Genomic DNA, 13,336 nt, shown 5'->3' on the forward strand with positions numbered 1-13,336 from the left:
CCTTTCCAATATCCTCACTCAAAAATTTTCATGAGGTCGCCCTGTCTCCTGACGGCCTATCAATAGCGTCTGAATGTGAGTGTGCGTTGCGTCGGGTATGCCTTAAAACGCCTCGGGATCAGCTATAAAAAAGTCTCAATCATCCCAAGGCCTGCGTCGAAAAACGGCGTATATTCCAGGAAAAAGTTAATCAACATCAACAAGCCGGGCGCGCTATTGTTTATATCGATGAAAGCGGCTTTGCTCATGATATGCCGCGCACTCATGGGACTGCAGAAAAAGGGCTCCGCTGCTATGGCCAGCAAGATTGGGGAGCTATGGGAAGAAGCAACGTTATTGGGGCTTTGTTAGGCAAAGTTTTGTTAACGGTAAGCCTATTTAGCACAAACATTAATACAGAGATCTTCACTGCCTGGGTGACCCAAGACTTGCTTCCAAAGCTTCCGCCCAACACCGTCATTGTGATGGACAATGCTGCGTTTCACAAAAACCAACACATGCAGGAGAACATCAGAAATGCTGGTCATATTCTTGAATATTTACCTCCTTATTCTCTAGACTTGAACCCTATTGAGCATAAATGGGCACAATCTAAAAGCATTCGAAAACGGCACCACTGTAACATCGAGGAACTTTTTAAATTCAATCTCTTGTAATCATTTTATATCGCTTTGGCTATAGTTTATTTCTGCTGTCTCACTTCTATCTGAACTCAAACAGAGTCAGGTCCTCAACACCTTAATTCCACGAAAAAATAATCACGATTTCTAAATTCAAAGCCACGAGCATACAGTTGTCAGTGGTTTTTTATTGTGCCGATGCCTTATTCAAATTCCAGCCATAGTGGCTCAAAGTGTTTTTTGTATCAATTTGTTCAAGAGCCACTTTGATGTGTTTTACCAGCGGGAAAGGCAACGCATGGCAAGGAAAAAACTCCACACGGTCGTGTTTGTGGGGTTCTGCATTGAAGGGTACCCCCTCAAAAGATGTGCAGGTAAAATAAAAATCAGCATTTTCAGCCATCCAATCCTCTGGATTTGTGCCTCGATCTTCGGAATTAAGACGATACATCACATGGGTGAATTCCAGTTGATCACATGAGATGTCCAAGCCCACTTCTTCTTTGACTTCTCTGATTGCGGCTTCAATGAGAGTTTCTCCCTTTTCGACGCCGCCCATAGGAATGGCATATTCGCCATCGGCAATGCCGGTTCCAGAACGCCTCAGCATTAAAATTTTTTTATCTTGAAAAATTAAAACATAAACAGTGACTTTAGACTTAAAACGTGGCTTTTTCATTAAATTCATCCTAATTTTTATGGACTCACGGTCTGGACTTCCAGGGGAGGAATAGTTTATCCTTCTGAAATTATCAATTGAAAAGAGGGTCAGATGAAAAAGCGACGTGGCGCAATTTATAAAGTTTTATCTTGCCTCGCGTTTGTCAGTTTATCACTGGTTAATTTTTCCCTTTTCGGTCGGCAAAATGCAGCCATTATCATCGACGCCCACTCAGGTGAGGTGATTCACCAATCTAATCCTGATACGCTTGCTCATCCTGCATCTATGACGAAAATGATGACCCTTTATTTGGTATTTAAAGCTATTGACGCCGGAAAAATCAAATTTGATCAGCAGATCAAAGTTTCAAAGCATGCCTCCGTCCAAGCGCCTTGCAAACTCCATTTAAAGCCTGGATCGACATTAACCGTCAAGCAAGCCGTTTTAGGGGCGATCACGAAATCGGCAAATGATGCTTCTGTAGTATTAGCAGAAGCTCTGGGCGGATCCGAAGCAAAATTTGCAGAAATGATGACCAAAGAAGCCAAGCGATTGGGGATGTCTCGTACCGTTTTCAAAAACGCTTCAGGGCTACCGAATAAACAACAAATTACCACAGCCCGAGATATGGCGAGGCTGGGCCAAGCGCTTTACAGAGATTTTCCTCATCACTTTAAACTCTTTAAGGAAAAAAGCTTTGTTTATAAGGGGACGCGCCATGCCAACCACAATCGACTTCTTGAGCGTGTGAAAGAAATTGATGGCATTAAAACAGGCTTTATTAATTCTTCAGGCTTTAATCTTACGGCCTCTATGGTCAAGCATGGAAAGCGCTTGATTGCAGTCGTGATGGGAGGGCAGACGGCGCGCTCTCGAGATGATCATATGCTGAAGCTTTTGAATACAGCTTTTGCAAAAATTGGAAAAGGATCTGGCAAAGACGATAAATCTCAAGGCAAAGATTACGGGGATATGGATCAGCTTTTGGCTTCCGTCTCTCAAGATGAAATGACGCAGGATGCCGTCCTTAAAAAGGAAGGGCCAGAACTTGCCGGAGAGCTTCCCGGGTTTGAGACGTTGGATCAACTTTTGGCTCATATGGATGAGGATCAAGCCGAGTTCATGTTAGCGAAAAATGAGGGGCCTTCGCGATCTTTAACTCCTTTGAAAAAAGCGAAAGTCACGCAAAATATCAAAAAAGTTTCGGCAACCTCTTCCTCAAAGAAGGCTGCGGAAAAATCCACAAAGAAGGCCAAATTTAAACTTGTTAAATCACAAACAAAAAAGCCTGTAGCAAAATCTACTGGGAAGAAAAAGCGGAAAAAGCGTTCGGTTTGAGATCATTTTTAAATCAAAGGAAAATAAGAAAAACTCAAAAGGGAGGCCTGCGTGGAAATCGAAGAGTCTGTAATTTTCGATATTAATTCTCATCATGTGGCCACAATCACATTAAATCGTCCTCATCTTCGCAATGCCTTTGATGAGATAATGATTCAAAAATTGATTTCTCTATTGTGTGATCTCAAGGAAAACCACAAACCCCGCGTTCTTATTTTAAGAGGGAACGGCCCTGCTTTTTGTGCGGGGGCAGATCTCAGCTGGATGAAACGATCAGCCGGATTTTCGAAATCTCAAAACCTTGAAGATGCACGTCAATTGGCTGTTTTAATGGAGACACTAGATACACTTCCATTCCCAACAATTACTTATGCGCATGGTGCTGTTTTTGGCGGCGGAATCGGGTTACTTGCGTGTTCCGATCTCGTAATTGCTGCAGAATCAACACTCTTGGCTTTATCAGAAACGCGGTTGGGATTAGTTCCTGCTGTTATTAGTCCTTATGTTCTACGTTCAATGGGTCCTCTCGCAAGACGTTATATGCTTTCAGGAGAGCGATTTACAGCAACCCAAGCGCAGCACATGGGGCTTGTTCATGAGGTTGTTGATGCGATGGACTCTGAATACCTGATTTATGAAAATGTGACTTCTTTTTTGAAGGGAGGCCCTCAATCTCAAGCTATCATCAAGCAGATGATTCGAGATGTTGAATCGGTGGAAACCCATGAAGAAACACAAAGAATGACGATACAATTGATTGCAGATGTCAGATCTTCAGAAGAGGCCCAAAAGGGACTTCTTGCTTTTTTTGAAAAGACCTCGCCAAAATGGGCGCCTGAAGGTAGTTAAGTTTTATCAAAAAAACTGCCCCCAAAGAATTTTGAGGGCAGTTTTATCTTTTTGTCTTTAGAAACTATTTTTGAGCTTGTGTTGTTGGAGTTGTTTCTGTGGAGGAAGATCCTGATTTAGCAGTCGCTACAATCTTCTTTAGTTCCTCTTGTGGAACGCCGCCTTGGTAAACGGTTTCCCCAATCATCCAAGTCGGAGTAGCACTTACACCCAAAGTTTGAGCGAGTTGCATATTGCCTTCAAACTGTTGCTTGATCTTATCAGAGTTCATATCAGCTTGAAGTTTTTTGGTGTCAATACCAAGAGAGCCCGCCAATTTTATGAGGCCTTTTTCATCCAATTTTTCTTTAGAATCATGAACAGCTGTATGTAATTGTTCGTACTTGCCTTGAAGATTGGCTGCCAAAAGTCCGCGGACAATTACAGCTGAGGGCTCACCGAAGATCGAAATATCTTTGTAAACCACTTGAAGGTCGGTGTTGGCTTTTGTGTAGTTTTATTGAGTTCGTTTTGGAACATTTTGCATGCGCCGCAATTAGGGTCTGCAAAGATCGCCAAAATGACGGGTCCTGTTTTGCTTCCACCTTTAGGAGCATCTGGGTCTTTGAAAATTTTCTCGCTATTGGAAGCCACAGCTTGCTTCATTTTTGTGAGCTCTTCTTTCTTGGCTTGTTCCATGCCTGCTTGAAGGGCTTCAATTACCATTTTTGGATTGGATTGAATGGTACTTTGAATGAGTTGTTGAACTTCTTTAGCTTGCTCTGATGTCAAGGCCGTTGTTGTTCCTGATGTCAAAGGAACTGTCGCGGTTGTTGTCGGTGGCGTTGTTGTGTCTGTTGCAGAAAGTGCAGAGGTTACAGCCAAAATACTAAGAGTCGTTAAAAGATAGGATTTCATTTTTGTTATCTCCCTAGTTAAAGTGCCAGGATCATATGAAAATTTGAAGATCTCAACAAGAGCAATTTTCATTAAATTTGAAAAAGTTTTAGACCGTGCATTGACCACCATTTAAAGAAAGTGTAGCGCCGGTCATAAATCCGGATTGCTCTCCGGCTAAAAATAAAACGGTGCGGGCCACTTCGTCAGGGGATCCTAATCGTTTTTTAGGAATTTGACTTATGATTTTCTCCAAAACATCGGCAGGAACGGCTTGCAGCATTTCGGTGTCGATATATCCCGGCGCAATGGCATTGACTGTGATTCCTTTGCCGGCATTTTCAAGCGCAAGAGCCTTGGTCATTCCCAACATTCCGGCTTTGGCGGCCGAATAATTTGTTTGGCCCACCTGTCCTTTTTGCGCATTGATGGAGGAGATATTAACAATCCGCCCAAATCCCCGCGTCCGCATACTATCAATCACATTTCGGCACATATTAAAGCAGGAGCTCAGATTCGTTTCGATCACATCATGCCATTGTTGCCAGTCCATTTTGTGAAGAACGGCGTCCCGAGTAATTCCGGCATTATTAACCAAAATATCGATGGGGCCCAATTCTTTTTCAATTTGGGCAATACCATTTTCACAAGATTTATAATCGGAGACATCCCATTTGTAGACAGGAATTCCAGTTTTTTCATGAAAGGCTTTGGCGGCTTTATCATTGCCGTGATAAATGGCTGCAACCTGGTATCCGGCTTCTTTCAGAGTTTTTGAAATTGCGGCCCCAATGCCACGTGTGCCGCCAGTAACGAGTGCGATGCGTCCTACCATAATCAATCCTCCCTAATTTTATAAATTTTTGGTATAATTGAATCCTAAAATTATTACAGGGGCGATCATGAAAAATCAAATCATTAAAACTTGCGGGACGAAAATAGAGAAAGATTATGAAGTTAAGGACATCTCTTTGGCGAGCTGGGGGAGAAAAGAAATTTCTTTAGCCGAATCGGAAATGCCAGGCCTTATGGCATTGCGTCAGGAGTATGGGCGGTCAAAACCGCTTGAAGGTGCACGTATTGCTGGATGCCTTCATATGACCATTCAGACGGCGGTTCTCATCGAAACGCTTGTGGAGTTGGGGGCAACTGTTCGGTGGAGTTCGTGCAATATTTTTTCAACCCAAGATCAAGCGGCAGCTGCCATTGCAGTGACTGGCATCCCCGTTTTTGCTTGGAAAGGAGAGACGGAGGAAGAATATGAATGGTGCATTCTTCAAACCCTTAAAGGACCTGGAAAATGGACGCCCAATATGATTTTGGATGATGGGGGAGATTTAACGCGGACGGTCCATACTCAATTTCCAGAACTCTTAAAAGATATTCGTGGTGTTTCGGAAGAAACGACAACGGGCGTTCATCGTCTTTTTGAAATGGCTAAAAAAGGACTTTTGAAAGTTCCCGCCATGAATGTGAATGATTCGGTCACCAAATCCAAATTTGATAACCTTTATGGATGTCGCGAGAGTTTGATTGACGGAATTAAACGCGCCACCGATGTGATGATTGCGGGAAAGGTTGCCGTTGTGGCTGGATTTGGCGATGTGGGGAAGGGGTCTGCTCAAAGTCTTCGTTCTCAGGGTGCCCGTGTTCTTGTGACCGAAATTGATCCCATTTGTGCTCTTCAAGCCGCCATGGAAGGATATGAAGTGGTCACTATGGAGACAGCCGCTCCTTTGGGCGATATTTTTGTGACCGCTACCGGTAACAAAGACGTGATTACATTGGATCACATGCGCGCCATGAAAGATCGCGCGATTGTTTGCAATATTGGGCACTTTGATACGGAAATTCAAATTGAGGCCCTTCAAAATTGCAAATGGACAGAAATTAAACCGCAAGTGGATGAAATCACGTTTTCTGATGGCAAGAGGATTTTGGCCTTGGCCAAAGGACGCCTTGTGAATTTGGGGTGTGGTACGGGGCATCCCAGCTTTGTCATGAGAGCGTCTTTTACAAACCAAGTTTTGGCACAAATTGAGCTTTGGACAAACCCGGGGAAATATGAAAACAAAGTTTATGTTTTACCCAGACATTTGGACGAAAAAGTAGCACGATTGCACCTTGAAAAAGTGGGGGCAAAGCTGACGCAACTCACCTTTGATCAGGCTGAATATTTAGGCGTATCCCCTGAGGGGCCCTTTAAATCAGATGCGTATCGGTATTAGCTTATGACAATTTCAATTGAAATTTTCAAAGGACCTGAGGGCGCTCCTTATATTCCAAAGCTTGCCCAAATGCGCGTTAAGGAATTTTTCAACTTTCCTTATCTTTATGTCGGAAATGTTGAGGAGGATGCTCAGTATTCCCAGTATTATTCTCAAACGCCTCAAGGTCTCATCCTGTGTGCAGTTGAAGAAAACGAGATGGTGGGAATCCTCTCAGGACTGCCATTTTCTGCGCCTGTCGCATTTTTAAAAAGCTGGAGAAATCACGCCAAAGCCCAAGGTGTAGATCTGAGCGAGGCCTATTATGCGGGCGAACTTATTATTGAGGAAGCGCATCGGAAAAAAGGGTTGGCCTCCCAATTAATGAAGCATTTAGAGGATGAAGCCAAAAAAATGGGATATAAAAATCTTGCTGGAATTACAGCAATTCGTGCTGAAAATCACCCTTTGCGTCCTCAAAACTATAGTAGTGCAGACCTCGTCTGGCCCAAGTTGGGATTTCAAAAAGCGCCCGTGACTTTCTCTATAGATTATCCAACACGTCAAATTGAGGGATCAGCTTTGGTGGAAAAAAATGACATGGCCCTTTGGGTGAGGGAAATCAATTTGAATAACTATATTGCAATTAACTGATTTTTATGTAAAAAATCAGATCTGTGGGTGGAGTTAACAGATCGGAGTAATTTTTATATGAAAATCTTAATCGCTTTGATGGCCAGCCTTTTTTCTTTCACAGCGGTCTGTGAGGCGAAAGTTTTAGATGAAAAAGGGCAACCTCTCCCGGCCATTGTCGAAATATTTAGTGTTTTTAATCCCCAGTTTGGGGCTAATCCATCTTTGGACGCTCTTAACACCTATGGTCAAAAGACGTTCTTAAGGCCTTCAAAATCAGAAAGGCTTTCACCAGAAGCTTTAGAGCACTATCACAAGCTTTTAAGTCCTTTGGATAAAAATGAACAACAAAAGCTCCTCACTTTTTTTAATGATATTGGGGATATTGAGGCTATTTTTCCTGCTCAGAAGTCCTACGATTACATCTTAATTATGGGGTCAACGGTCCAAAGCATGCGAAAACGCTTGATGTTTTTGTCTCAACTGATTGAAGATGAAAAATTGAAGTTGAATCAGGATCAACAGCTCATATTTTTAGTGGGAGATCGTACGCTTTTTTCCAGTGAAACAAAAGATGTCCTTTTGGATCCAAAACCTTTCCCTCTTAAAAAAGGGTGGGTGGCTCCTAAGGCATTGCCAAAAAATGAAAATGATTTAGCGGTTTATATTTGGAATCAATTAGAGCTTCCTAACGCACTCCGGTCACTCCGGTCTCAAAATCCAATTGTTGTGAAGGCTGAAAAACGATCTAATGAAAGACGCGCACAAACGGATGATACGGTTAAGGCATGGCTTGAGGAGTTTAAAGTGAGTCCAGGTTCCTGTTTGATTATTTCAGAAAACCCATTCATCTATTATCAAGAGCTTACAATGAGAGTCGTTTTTGAAAAATTAAATCGCACGTCTGGTTTTACATTTGAAGCAGTGGGCCCTGAAAATCGACAAGGTCAACAAGAACTCCCCATTAATTTAGGCGTTTTGCTGGATAACCTTGCCCGAGTTCTTTTTCTAGAGACTCAAATAAAAACCCTGAAGTGAAAATATTCTTCAGGGTTTGTTCTGTACTCAGTACCTATCTTAAGATCTCAAGAATGCGGGCTTCCCGTCCACGAGGGGAGCTGGAAACTTTTGCATGAACGCGAACGCCAGGCTCAAGTGTTTCATAGCCCAATGCTCGTAAAACGGAGGCATGAACAAAAATCTCACGGCCACCATCATCTGGGCAGACAAAGCCATAACCGCGGAGAGGATTAAACCATTTGATTTCCCCGTAAACATCTTCCAATGCATCAGGATCTGCATGAGGCACTGTTGCCATTTGATAAACGGGCGCCATGTGGCGTAATTCCCGTGGCATCAGTTTGACTTCAAGAACGCGAACGACTTGACGGCCACGTTTTCCAGGTCCGATTTCGCAAACAAGAACGTCTCCAGATTCAACACGTCTGTGTCCTGCAGCTTCTAAAACCGAGAAGTGCATGAAAATATCTGCAGAACCATCATCAGGAGATAAAAATCCATATCCTTTTTCAGGATTAAACCATTTTACTTGTGATTCAATGCGTTCAACTTCCATTTCATAGGGTTCACTTATTGCCATTTGACTCATCATTTCAAAACTATCCTTAACTTCCATAATTATTTACACTTTTTTCTATGTTTTATTTTATCATATATCAGGGAAGATATAGTGCAATTAAAAAATATACAACCCCTTGTTTTGTAAAATTTTTAATCGGGTTCGTATCTCCCAGATACCCTGTTACAAGAATATTTATCATGGATAATGTAGAACAGCAATTCGCAAAATGCTTTTTTTTTGATAAGATGATAAAAAATTTTTTACAAAGGGGAAAATATCATGTTGAAAAAAACAATCACACTTATTGAAGGCGATGGCGTTGGGCCTGAGGTTACGGGTGCTGCACGGCGCATTATTGAGGCTTCGGGAGCCCCTGTAGAATGGGAAATTTGTTTGGCAGGTGCGAAAGTTTTTAAAATGGGAGATTCCTCTGGTGTGCCAGAGGAGACGATTAATTCCATCAAAAGAAATAAAGTAGCCTTAAAGGGGCCCCTTGAGACGCCTGTGGGATTTGGTGAAAAAAGCGCGAATGTCACTATTCGTAAACTTTTTGAAACCTACGCTAATGTGCGTCCTGTGCGAGAGATTCCAGGAATTCAAACGCCTTTTTCAGGACGCCATATTGATATGGTGATTGTACGCGAGAATGTGGAAGACCTTTATGCGGGCATTGAATATATGCAAACGCCAGGGGTAGCCCAAGGCCTTAAAATTATCACGCGTAAAGGTTGTGAGAAAATTGCACGCTATGCTTTTGAATTGGCGCGCGCAGAAGGCCGAAAACTTGTGCATTGTGCGACAAAGTCCAATATCATGAAATTAACCGAGGGTCTTTTAAAAAAGACATTTGAGGAAGTTGCCAAAGATTATCCTGAAATTGAAGCCAAGCACATCATCATTGATAATTGTGCTCATCAATTGGTGATTAAGCCTGAAGCGTTTGATGTGATTGTCACCACAAACTTGAATGGCGATATTATCAGCGATTTGGCCTCAGGTCTTGTGGGAGGGCTTGGAATTGCACCAGGCTCTAACATTGGAGATGAAGTGGCAATCTTTGAGGCGGTTCATGGTTCAGCCCCTGATATTGCAGGCAAAGGCATTGTAAATCCTACCGCGGTCATTCTCTCAAGCGTTTTGATGCTCAGGCACATGGGGCTCTTTGATTATGCGAATAAAATTGAGGAAGCTTTGGTTTATACGCTTGGTGAAACCAATATCAAAACCTCTGATTTGGATCCAAAAAATCCTGTCTCGACGACTGAGTTTACGGATGAGGTTATCAAGAACTTAGGGAAAAAGGCCAAAGATTGGGAAATTCGCTCCTGCAAACCTATTAAAATGCCGGTCGTTGATAAAAATCCTGATATGGTTAAGGTTGAAAATCGTCGCGTTGTGGGCGCCGATATTTTTATTGAATCGGATCTGGATGCTAATGCATTAGGAAAAAGTCTCGACGAGATTTCATTAGATTCAACATTAAGTCTCAAGATGATCTCCAACCGTGGTGTTCAAGTCTATCCACAAATTGCGGATCAAAAACCAGATGTGGTGGATCATTGGCGTTGCCGATTTACTTTAGATGATGTGAAAGGTTGCTTACAAGATATTGACCTGGCGTCGCTCATGGCCAAAATTGGAACAGCGCATCGGTGGATGCATGTCGAGAAACTTAAAGAATTCGATGGTCATTCTGGGTTTACAAAAGCCCAAGGTGAGAATTAGGCATTGTTTTTTGCGAGAAGCGCAGTAATTTTTTAATTGGGATTGCTGCGTTTTTCAAAAGTATTTTCATACGCTTTGCGGCGTGCAGATGTAGGTAAATCACATTTTTGAGGATCCCTCATCTTTCAATAGCTTTTCTTTAACATCCGAACCCCAAAGAAATTGACCAACGCCTCCCGATTTGGGAACGACGCGGTGGCAGGGAATTAGAAGAGAGACGGGGTTGTGTCCAATGGCACTTCCAACAGCGCGCACAGCTTTTGGATTTTGAATCGTCTGGGCAATATCTTCATAGGTCTGGGTGTGTCCTTCAGGGATTTGAAGAAGCGCTTTCCAGACCTGATGCTGAAAAGGGGTGCCCATAACGCGACAAGAAAGGGGATACTTCTTTTGAATTTGCACTCCAAAATTTTTGGCACGTGCATCGTCCCGATTTTCAAGATTTGTTTTAAACCTTTTTTCAAAATAGGTGTGGGCTTGATTAAAGGCCGAAGGCACGATCAAACCCAGTCCATACAAATGATCATCCTCAAAAACTAGAAATAAAGACTCCGAAATTCCATAGCTAAGGGGCGGGCAGGGGGCAGGCGTAATAAACTCGAAAGTAGGTTGTGCCATAAAAAAATCCTCTCAGATGATTGCGATAATGAGCACTCTTGATTAAACTTAAAGGAATTGCAACTTGAAAAGGATCACCCAAAAATGTCTTTATTGGCCAAACGCATGCAGCTTATTAAACCGTCACCAACTCTTGCGGTGACCCAAAAAGCCGCTGAATTGCGGGCTGAAGGTAAAGACGTGATTGACCTTGGAGTGGGGGAGCCGGATTTTCCAACCCCCCTTCATATCATCGAGGAAGCCTATGCCGCCATGAAGCGCGGGGAAACACGCTATACGGCAGTTTCCGGAACGGTAAATCTCAGAAAAGCCATTTGTGAAAAGTTTAGACGGGAAAATAACCTTGATTACACGCCCGATGAAGTTATTGTTTCAGCCGGGGCCAAGCATGTTCTTTTCGAAGCTTTTTTTGCCTCACTTAATCCCGGCGACGAGGTTATTATTCCTGCTCCTTATTGGGTTTCTTATCCGGACATGGTGTCTTTTGCCGAAGGACACCCTGTTTTTGTTAAATGTGATGATAGCCAAGATTTTAAAATCACGCCCCTACAATTGGACAAAGTCATCACGCCCAAGACAAAATGGCTTATTCTCAATTCTCCCAGCAATCCAACAGGTATGGCCTATTCAAAAGAGGAATTGGCGGCTTTGGGGGAGGTCCTCAAAAAACATCCTCACGTTTACATTATGAGCGATGATATTTACGAGCATCTCCTTTTTGAGGGACGCGCCTTTGCAACAATTGCCCAAGTCGTGCCCGAGCTCAAATTGCGTACGTTGACGGTGAATGGTACCTCCAAAGCCTATTCCATGACCGGATGGCGAATTGGCTATGCGGCAGGGCCCAAAGACATTATAAAGGCCATGACAACGCTTCAATCGCAAAGTACGTCTAATGCGTGCTCGATTGCTCAAGCGGCCACGATTGCAGCGCTTGCAGGGCCTACAGATTTTATTGCAGAGCGTACAAAAGCCTTTCAGGAACGGCGTGATCGGGCCCTTGAAATTTTCTCAACGTGCCCTGATTTAAAATGTATTAAACCGCAAGGCGCGTTTTATCTTTTCCCGAATTGCGCGGGGGTCATCGGCAAAAAAACGCCGCAAGGTCAGATCATTTCCACAGACATGGACTATGCCAATTATTTGTTGGAGGAAGCCGGCGTGGCCGTGGTTCCAGGTACTGCTTTTGGATTGTCTCCTTATTTTAGGCTTTCGACAGCTACGGCATTAAATGTTCTCGAAAACGCATGCACACGCATTGTTGCGGCTACAGGAAGGCTTCAGGGGTAAAAGGATAAACAGGAGAATTTATGTCTTCGCCTTTATAATGAGTTCTGCTTCAAGCGGGATCTTCTTATCTTATCAAAATCCTATCGTCCCCACAGATATAGCTTGAAATATCAGGAGGAAATGACTGAATGGGCATTAAAGAAACATGATGATTCGTGGACGTAATGCTTTCTGTTTTTCATGAAGTGGGCTTTCCTCAATATCTAAGCGTACTGAGTTTCCAAAAAATTCGTCATGGTGATTTACAAGCTAAGAGTACAGCTGTTGTGGAAAGCCCTGAGTTTTGGCATGTGCCGTTACGTGTTTGACCGTTTTCCTGATAAGAGCATGATGCACCAGAAGTCTTCAGTCCCTGACAGGCCGATATTGCAGGATGTATTGTAATGGGTGTCATCGCCTTGCACGACATTGTTAACCCACAAGAAAGGGCGGCGACAATCAGAGATAATTTGAAAACCTGTAGCATGAGGTGTCTCCTTAAACGTTATTGATAAATTCAGTGTAATTCCAGATTATTAAAATAGTGTAAAAAAATGAAAGCTTGATGAATATTTCGAAATGAATTTGAATTAAAATTTATTATTTTTTAATATTTATTGATTTATTATGGTAATGAGAGCAAAAACTTTGTTCTTTTTTTTAATTATTTTATGGAGGTTATTATGTTTTATAAAACTTTACTTCTCTCTCTCTTTGTAGGTTCTGCATTGTTTTATCAACCCTATGATTTGAATGCTTCACCTGCTAAGGATGCTAAGAATGCTGGAAAGACAATCAAAGACGGGTGGAATGACAATGTGGCAGATCCAGTAAGTAATTTCTTCAATGGTCTTGGGGGAAAATAACAGAATATTTTGATCTCTACAAAACTCTCAATGATTCATTTGTTTCTTTGAGTATATAAAAAGTAAGTCCAGAAAGAAGAGACTCCACGGTG

The 13,336-nt window shown here is 42.6% G+C and carries 16 protein-coding genes; 9 read left to right on the top strand and 7 right to left on the bottom strand.

Annotated features, from left to right (window positions below):
* Positions 1-251 precede the first annotated feature (251 nt).
* A complete protein-coding gene (locus Bealeia2_RS04715; protein ID WP_414437846.1) occupies positions 252-656 on the top strand; it encodes a transposase in 405 nt (134 codons plus the stop codon).
* A gap of 151 nt (positions 657-807) precedes the next feature.
* Here the strand turns inward: Bealeia2_RS04715 and Bealeia2_RS04720 are convergent, their stop codons facing one another.
* Complete coding sequence (locus tag Bealeia2_RS04720) at positions 808-1,299, bottom strand: NUDIX hydrolase (protein ID WP_331255972.1); 492 nt, start codon at positions 1,297-1,299, stop codon at positions 808-810.
* A 93-nt stretch (positions 1,300-1,392) separates the two neighbouring features.
* Between Bealeia2_RS04720 and Bealeia2_RS04725 the strand changes: the two genes are divergently transcribed.
* Both Bealeia2_RS04725 and Bealeia2_RS04730 read left to right on the top strand, forming a co-directional pair.
* Positions 1,393-2,619, top strand: a complete 1,227-nt coding sequence (locus tag Bealeia2_RS04725) for a D-alanyl-D-alanine carboxypeptidase family protein (RefSeq protein ID WP_331255973.1) — start codon at positions 1,393-1,395, stop codon at positions 2,617-2,619.
* A gap of 51 nt (positions 2,620-2,670) precedes the next feature.
* Positions 2,671-3,468 (top strand): enoyl-CoA hydratase-related protein, encoded by a 798-nt coding sequence (locus Bealeia2_RS04730; protein WP_331255974.1) that lies wholly within the window; start codon positions 2,671-2,673, stop codon positions 3,466-3,468.
* 64 nt (positions 3,469-3,532) lie between these two features.
* Here Bealeia2_RS04730 and Bealeia2_RS04735 read toward each other — a convergent pair whose 3' ends face one another.
* The 3 genes from Bealeia2_RS04735 to phbB form a co-directional block, all read right to left on the bottom strand.
* Positions 3,533-3,934 (bottom strand): DsbA family protein, encoded by a 402-nt coding sequence (locus Bealeia2_RS04735; protein ID WP_331255975.1) that lies wholly within the window; start codon positions 3,932-3,934, stop codon positions 3,533-3,535.
* Complete coding sequence (locus Bealeia2_RS04740) at positions 3,889-4,365, bottom strand: thioredoxin domain-containing protein (RefSeq protein ID WP_331255976.1); 477 nt, start codon at positions 4,363-4,365, stop codon at positions 3,889-3,891. The genes Bealeia2_RS04735 and Bealeia2_RS04740 overlap by 46 nt, the downstream gene beginning before the upstream one ends.
* 88 nt (positions 4,366-4,453) lie before the next feature.
* Complete coding sequence (gene phbB / locus Bealeia2_RS04745; protein WP_331255977.1) at positions 4,454-5,179, bottom strand: acetoacetyl-CoA reductase; 726 nt, start codon at positions 5,177-5,179, stop codon at positions 4,454-4,456.
* Between the two features lie 67 nt (positions 5,180-5,246).
* On the opposite strand from phbB, the gene ahcY reads away from it, so the two are divergent.
* From ahcY to Bealeia2_RS04760, 3 genes are read left to right on the top strand one after another with little or no spacing between them, the layout of a single operon-like run.
* Complete coding sequence (ahcY, locus tag Bealeia2_RS04750; protein WP_331255978.1) at positions 5,247-6,572, top strand: adenosylhomocysteinase; 1,326 nt, start codon at positions 5,247-5,249, stop codon at positions 6,570-6,572.
* A 3-nt stretch (positions 6,573-6,575) separates the two neighbouring features.
* Positions 6,576-7,205 carry a GNAT family N-acetyltransferase gene (locus tag Bealeia2_RS04755; RefSeq protein WP_331255979.1) on the top strand — a complete coding sequence of 210 codons (630 nt, stop codon included), beginning with the start codon at positions 6,576-6,578 and terminating at the stop codon, positions 7,203-7,205.
* A 57-nt stretch (positions 7,206-7,262) separates the two neighbouring features.
* Positions 7,263-8,222, top strand: coding sequence for a hypothetical protein (locus Bealeia2_RS04760; protein WP_331255980.1), 960 nt, complete (start codon positions 7,263-7,265; stop codon positions 8,220-8,222).
* Positions 8,223-8,256: 34 nt separating this feature from the next.
* On the opposite strand, the gene Bealeia2_RS04765 is transcribed toward Bealeia2_RS04760, so the two are convergent.
* On the bottom strand, positions 8,257-8,796 hold the full coding sequence (locus tag Bealeia2_RS04765) for a cold-shock protein (protein WP_331255981.1): 540 nt from the start codon (positions 8,794-8,796) through the stop codon (positions 8,257-8,259).
* Positions 8,797-9,045: 249 nt separating this feature from the next.
* Here Bealeia2_RS04765 and Bealeia2_RS04770 point away from each other — a divergent pair, with 249 nt between their 5' ends.
* Positions 9,046-10,491 carry an NADP-dependent isocitrate dehydrogenase gene (locus Bealeia2_RS04770; RefSeq protein WP_331255982.1) on the top strand — a complete coding sequence of 482 codons (1,446 nt, stop codon included), beginning with the start codon at positions 9,046-9,048 and terminating at the stop codon, positions 10,489-10,491.
* Between the two features lie 99 nt (positions 10,492-10,590).
* On the opposite strand, the gene Bealeia2_RS04775 is transcribed toward Bealeia2_RS04770, so the two are convergent.
* Entirely contained in the window at positions 10,591-11,109 is a 519-nt protein-coding gene (locus tag Bealeia2_RS04775) for a methylated-DNA--[protein]-cysteine S-methyltransferase (RefSeq protein WP_331255983.1), read from the bottom strand.
* 84 nt (positions 11,110-11,193) lie between these two features.
* Between Bealeia2_RS04775 and Bealeia2_RS04780 the strand changes: the two genes are divergently transcribed.
* Complete coding sequence (locus Bealeia2_RS04780) at positions 11,194-12,399, top strand: pyridoxal phosphate-dependent aminotransferase (RefSeq protein ID WP_331255984.1); 1,206 nt, start codon at positions 11,194-11,196, stop codon at positions 12,397-12,399.
* A gap of 232 nt (positions 12,400-12,631) precedes the next feature.
* Here the strand turns inward: Bealeia2_RS04780 and Bealeia2_RS04785 are convergent, their stop codons facing one another.
* A complete protein-coding gene (locus Bealeia2_RS04785; protein ID WP_331255985.1) occupies positions 12,632-12,865 on the bottom strand; it encodes a hypothetical protein in 234 nt (77 codons plus the stop codon).
* A gap of 196 nt (positions 12,866-13,061) precedes the next feature.
* On the opposite strand from Bealeia2_RS04785, the gene Bealeia2_RS04790 reads away from it, so the two are divergent.
* Complete coding sequence (locus Bealeia2_RS04790) at positions 13,062-13,244, top strand: hypothetical protein (RefSeq protein ID WP_331255986.1); 183 nt, start codon at positions 13,062-13,064, stop codon at positions 13,242-13,244.
* Positions 13,245-13,336 lie beyond the last annotated feature (92 nt).

It is taken from the genome of Candidatus Bealeia paramacronuclearis, from assembly GCF_035607555.1.
Lineage (GTDB): Bacteria > Pseudomonadota > Alphaproteobacteria > UBA9655 > UBA9655 > Bealeia > Bealeia paramacronuclearis.

What these genes read in the sequence shown, in the direction of transcription:
- Bealeia2_RS04755 (WP_331255979.1), top strand. Translation starts at nt 6,576, where the DNA reads ATGACAATTTCAATTGAAATTTTCAAAGGACCTGAGGGCGCTCCTTAT.
- Bealeia2_RS04785 (WP_331255985.1), bottom strand. Translation starts at nt 12,865, where the DNA reads ATGCTACAGGTTTTCAAATTATCTCTGATTGTCGCCGCCCTTTCTTGT.
- phbB (WP_331255977.1), bottom strand. Translation starts at nt 5,179, where the DNA reads ATGGTAGGACGCATCGCACTCGTTACTGGCGGCACACGTGGCATTGGG.
- Bealeia2_RS04765 (WP_331255981.1), bottom strand. Translation starts at nt 8,796, where the DNA reads ATGATGAGTCAAATGGCAATAAGTGAACCCTATGAAATGGAAGTTGAA.
- Bealeia2_RS04775 (WP_331255983.1), bottom strand. Translation starts at nt 11,109, where the DNA reads ATGGCACAACCTACTTTCGAGTTTATTACGCCTGCCCCCTGCCCGCCC.
- Bealeia2_RS04725 (WP_331255973.1), top strand. Translation starts at nt 1,393, where the DNA reads ATGAAAAAGCGACGTGGCGCAATTTATAAAGTTTTATCTTGCCTCGCG.
- Bealeia2_RS04790 (WP_331255986.1), top strand. Translation starts at nt 13,062, where the DNA reads ATGTTTTATAAAACTTTACTTCTCTCTCTCTTTGTAGGTTCTGCATTG.
- Bealeia2_RS04715 (WP_414437846.1), top strand. Translation starts at nt 252, where the DNA reads ATGCCGCGCACTCATGGGACTGCAGAAAAAGGGCTCCGCTGCTATGGC.
- Bealeia2_RS04720 (WP_331255972.1), bottom strand. Translation starts at nt 1,299, where the DNA reads ATGAAAAAGCCACGTTTTAAGTCTAAAGTCACTGTTTATGTTTTAATT.
- Bealeia2_RS04780 (WP_331255984.1), top strand. Translation starts at nt 11,194, where the DNA reads ATGTCTTTATTGGCCAAACGCATGCAGCTTATTAAACCGTCACCAACT.
- ahcY (WP_331255978.1), top strand. Translation starts at nt 5,247, where the DNA reads ATGAAAAATCAAATCATTAAAACTTGCGGGACGAAAATAGAGAAAGAT.
- Bealeia2_RS04770 (WP_331255982.1), top strand. Translation starts at nt 9,046, where the DNA reads ATGTTGAAAAAAACAATCACACTTATTGAAGGCGATGGCGTTGGGCCT.
- Bealeia2_RS04740 (WP_331255976.1), bottom strand. Translation starts at nt 4,365, where the DNA reads ATGAAATCCTATCTTTTAACGACTCTTAGTATTTTGGCTGTAACCTCT.
- Bealeia2_RS04760 (WP_331255980.1), top strand. Translation starts at nt 7,263, where the DNA reads ATGAAAATCTTAATCGCTTTGATGGCCAGCCTTTTTTCTTTCACAGCG.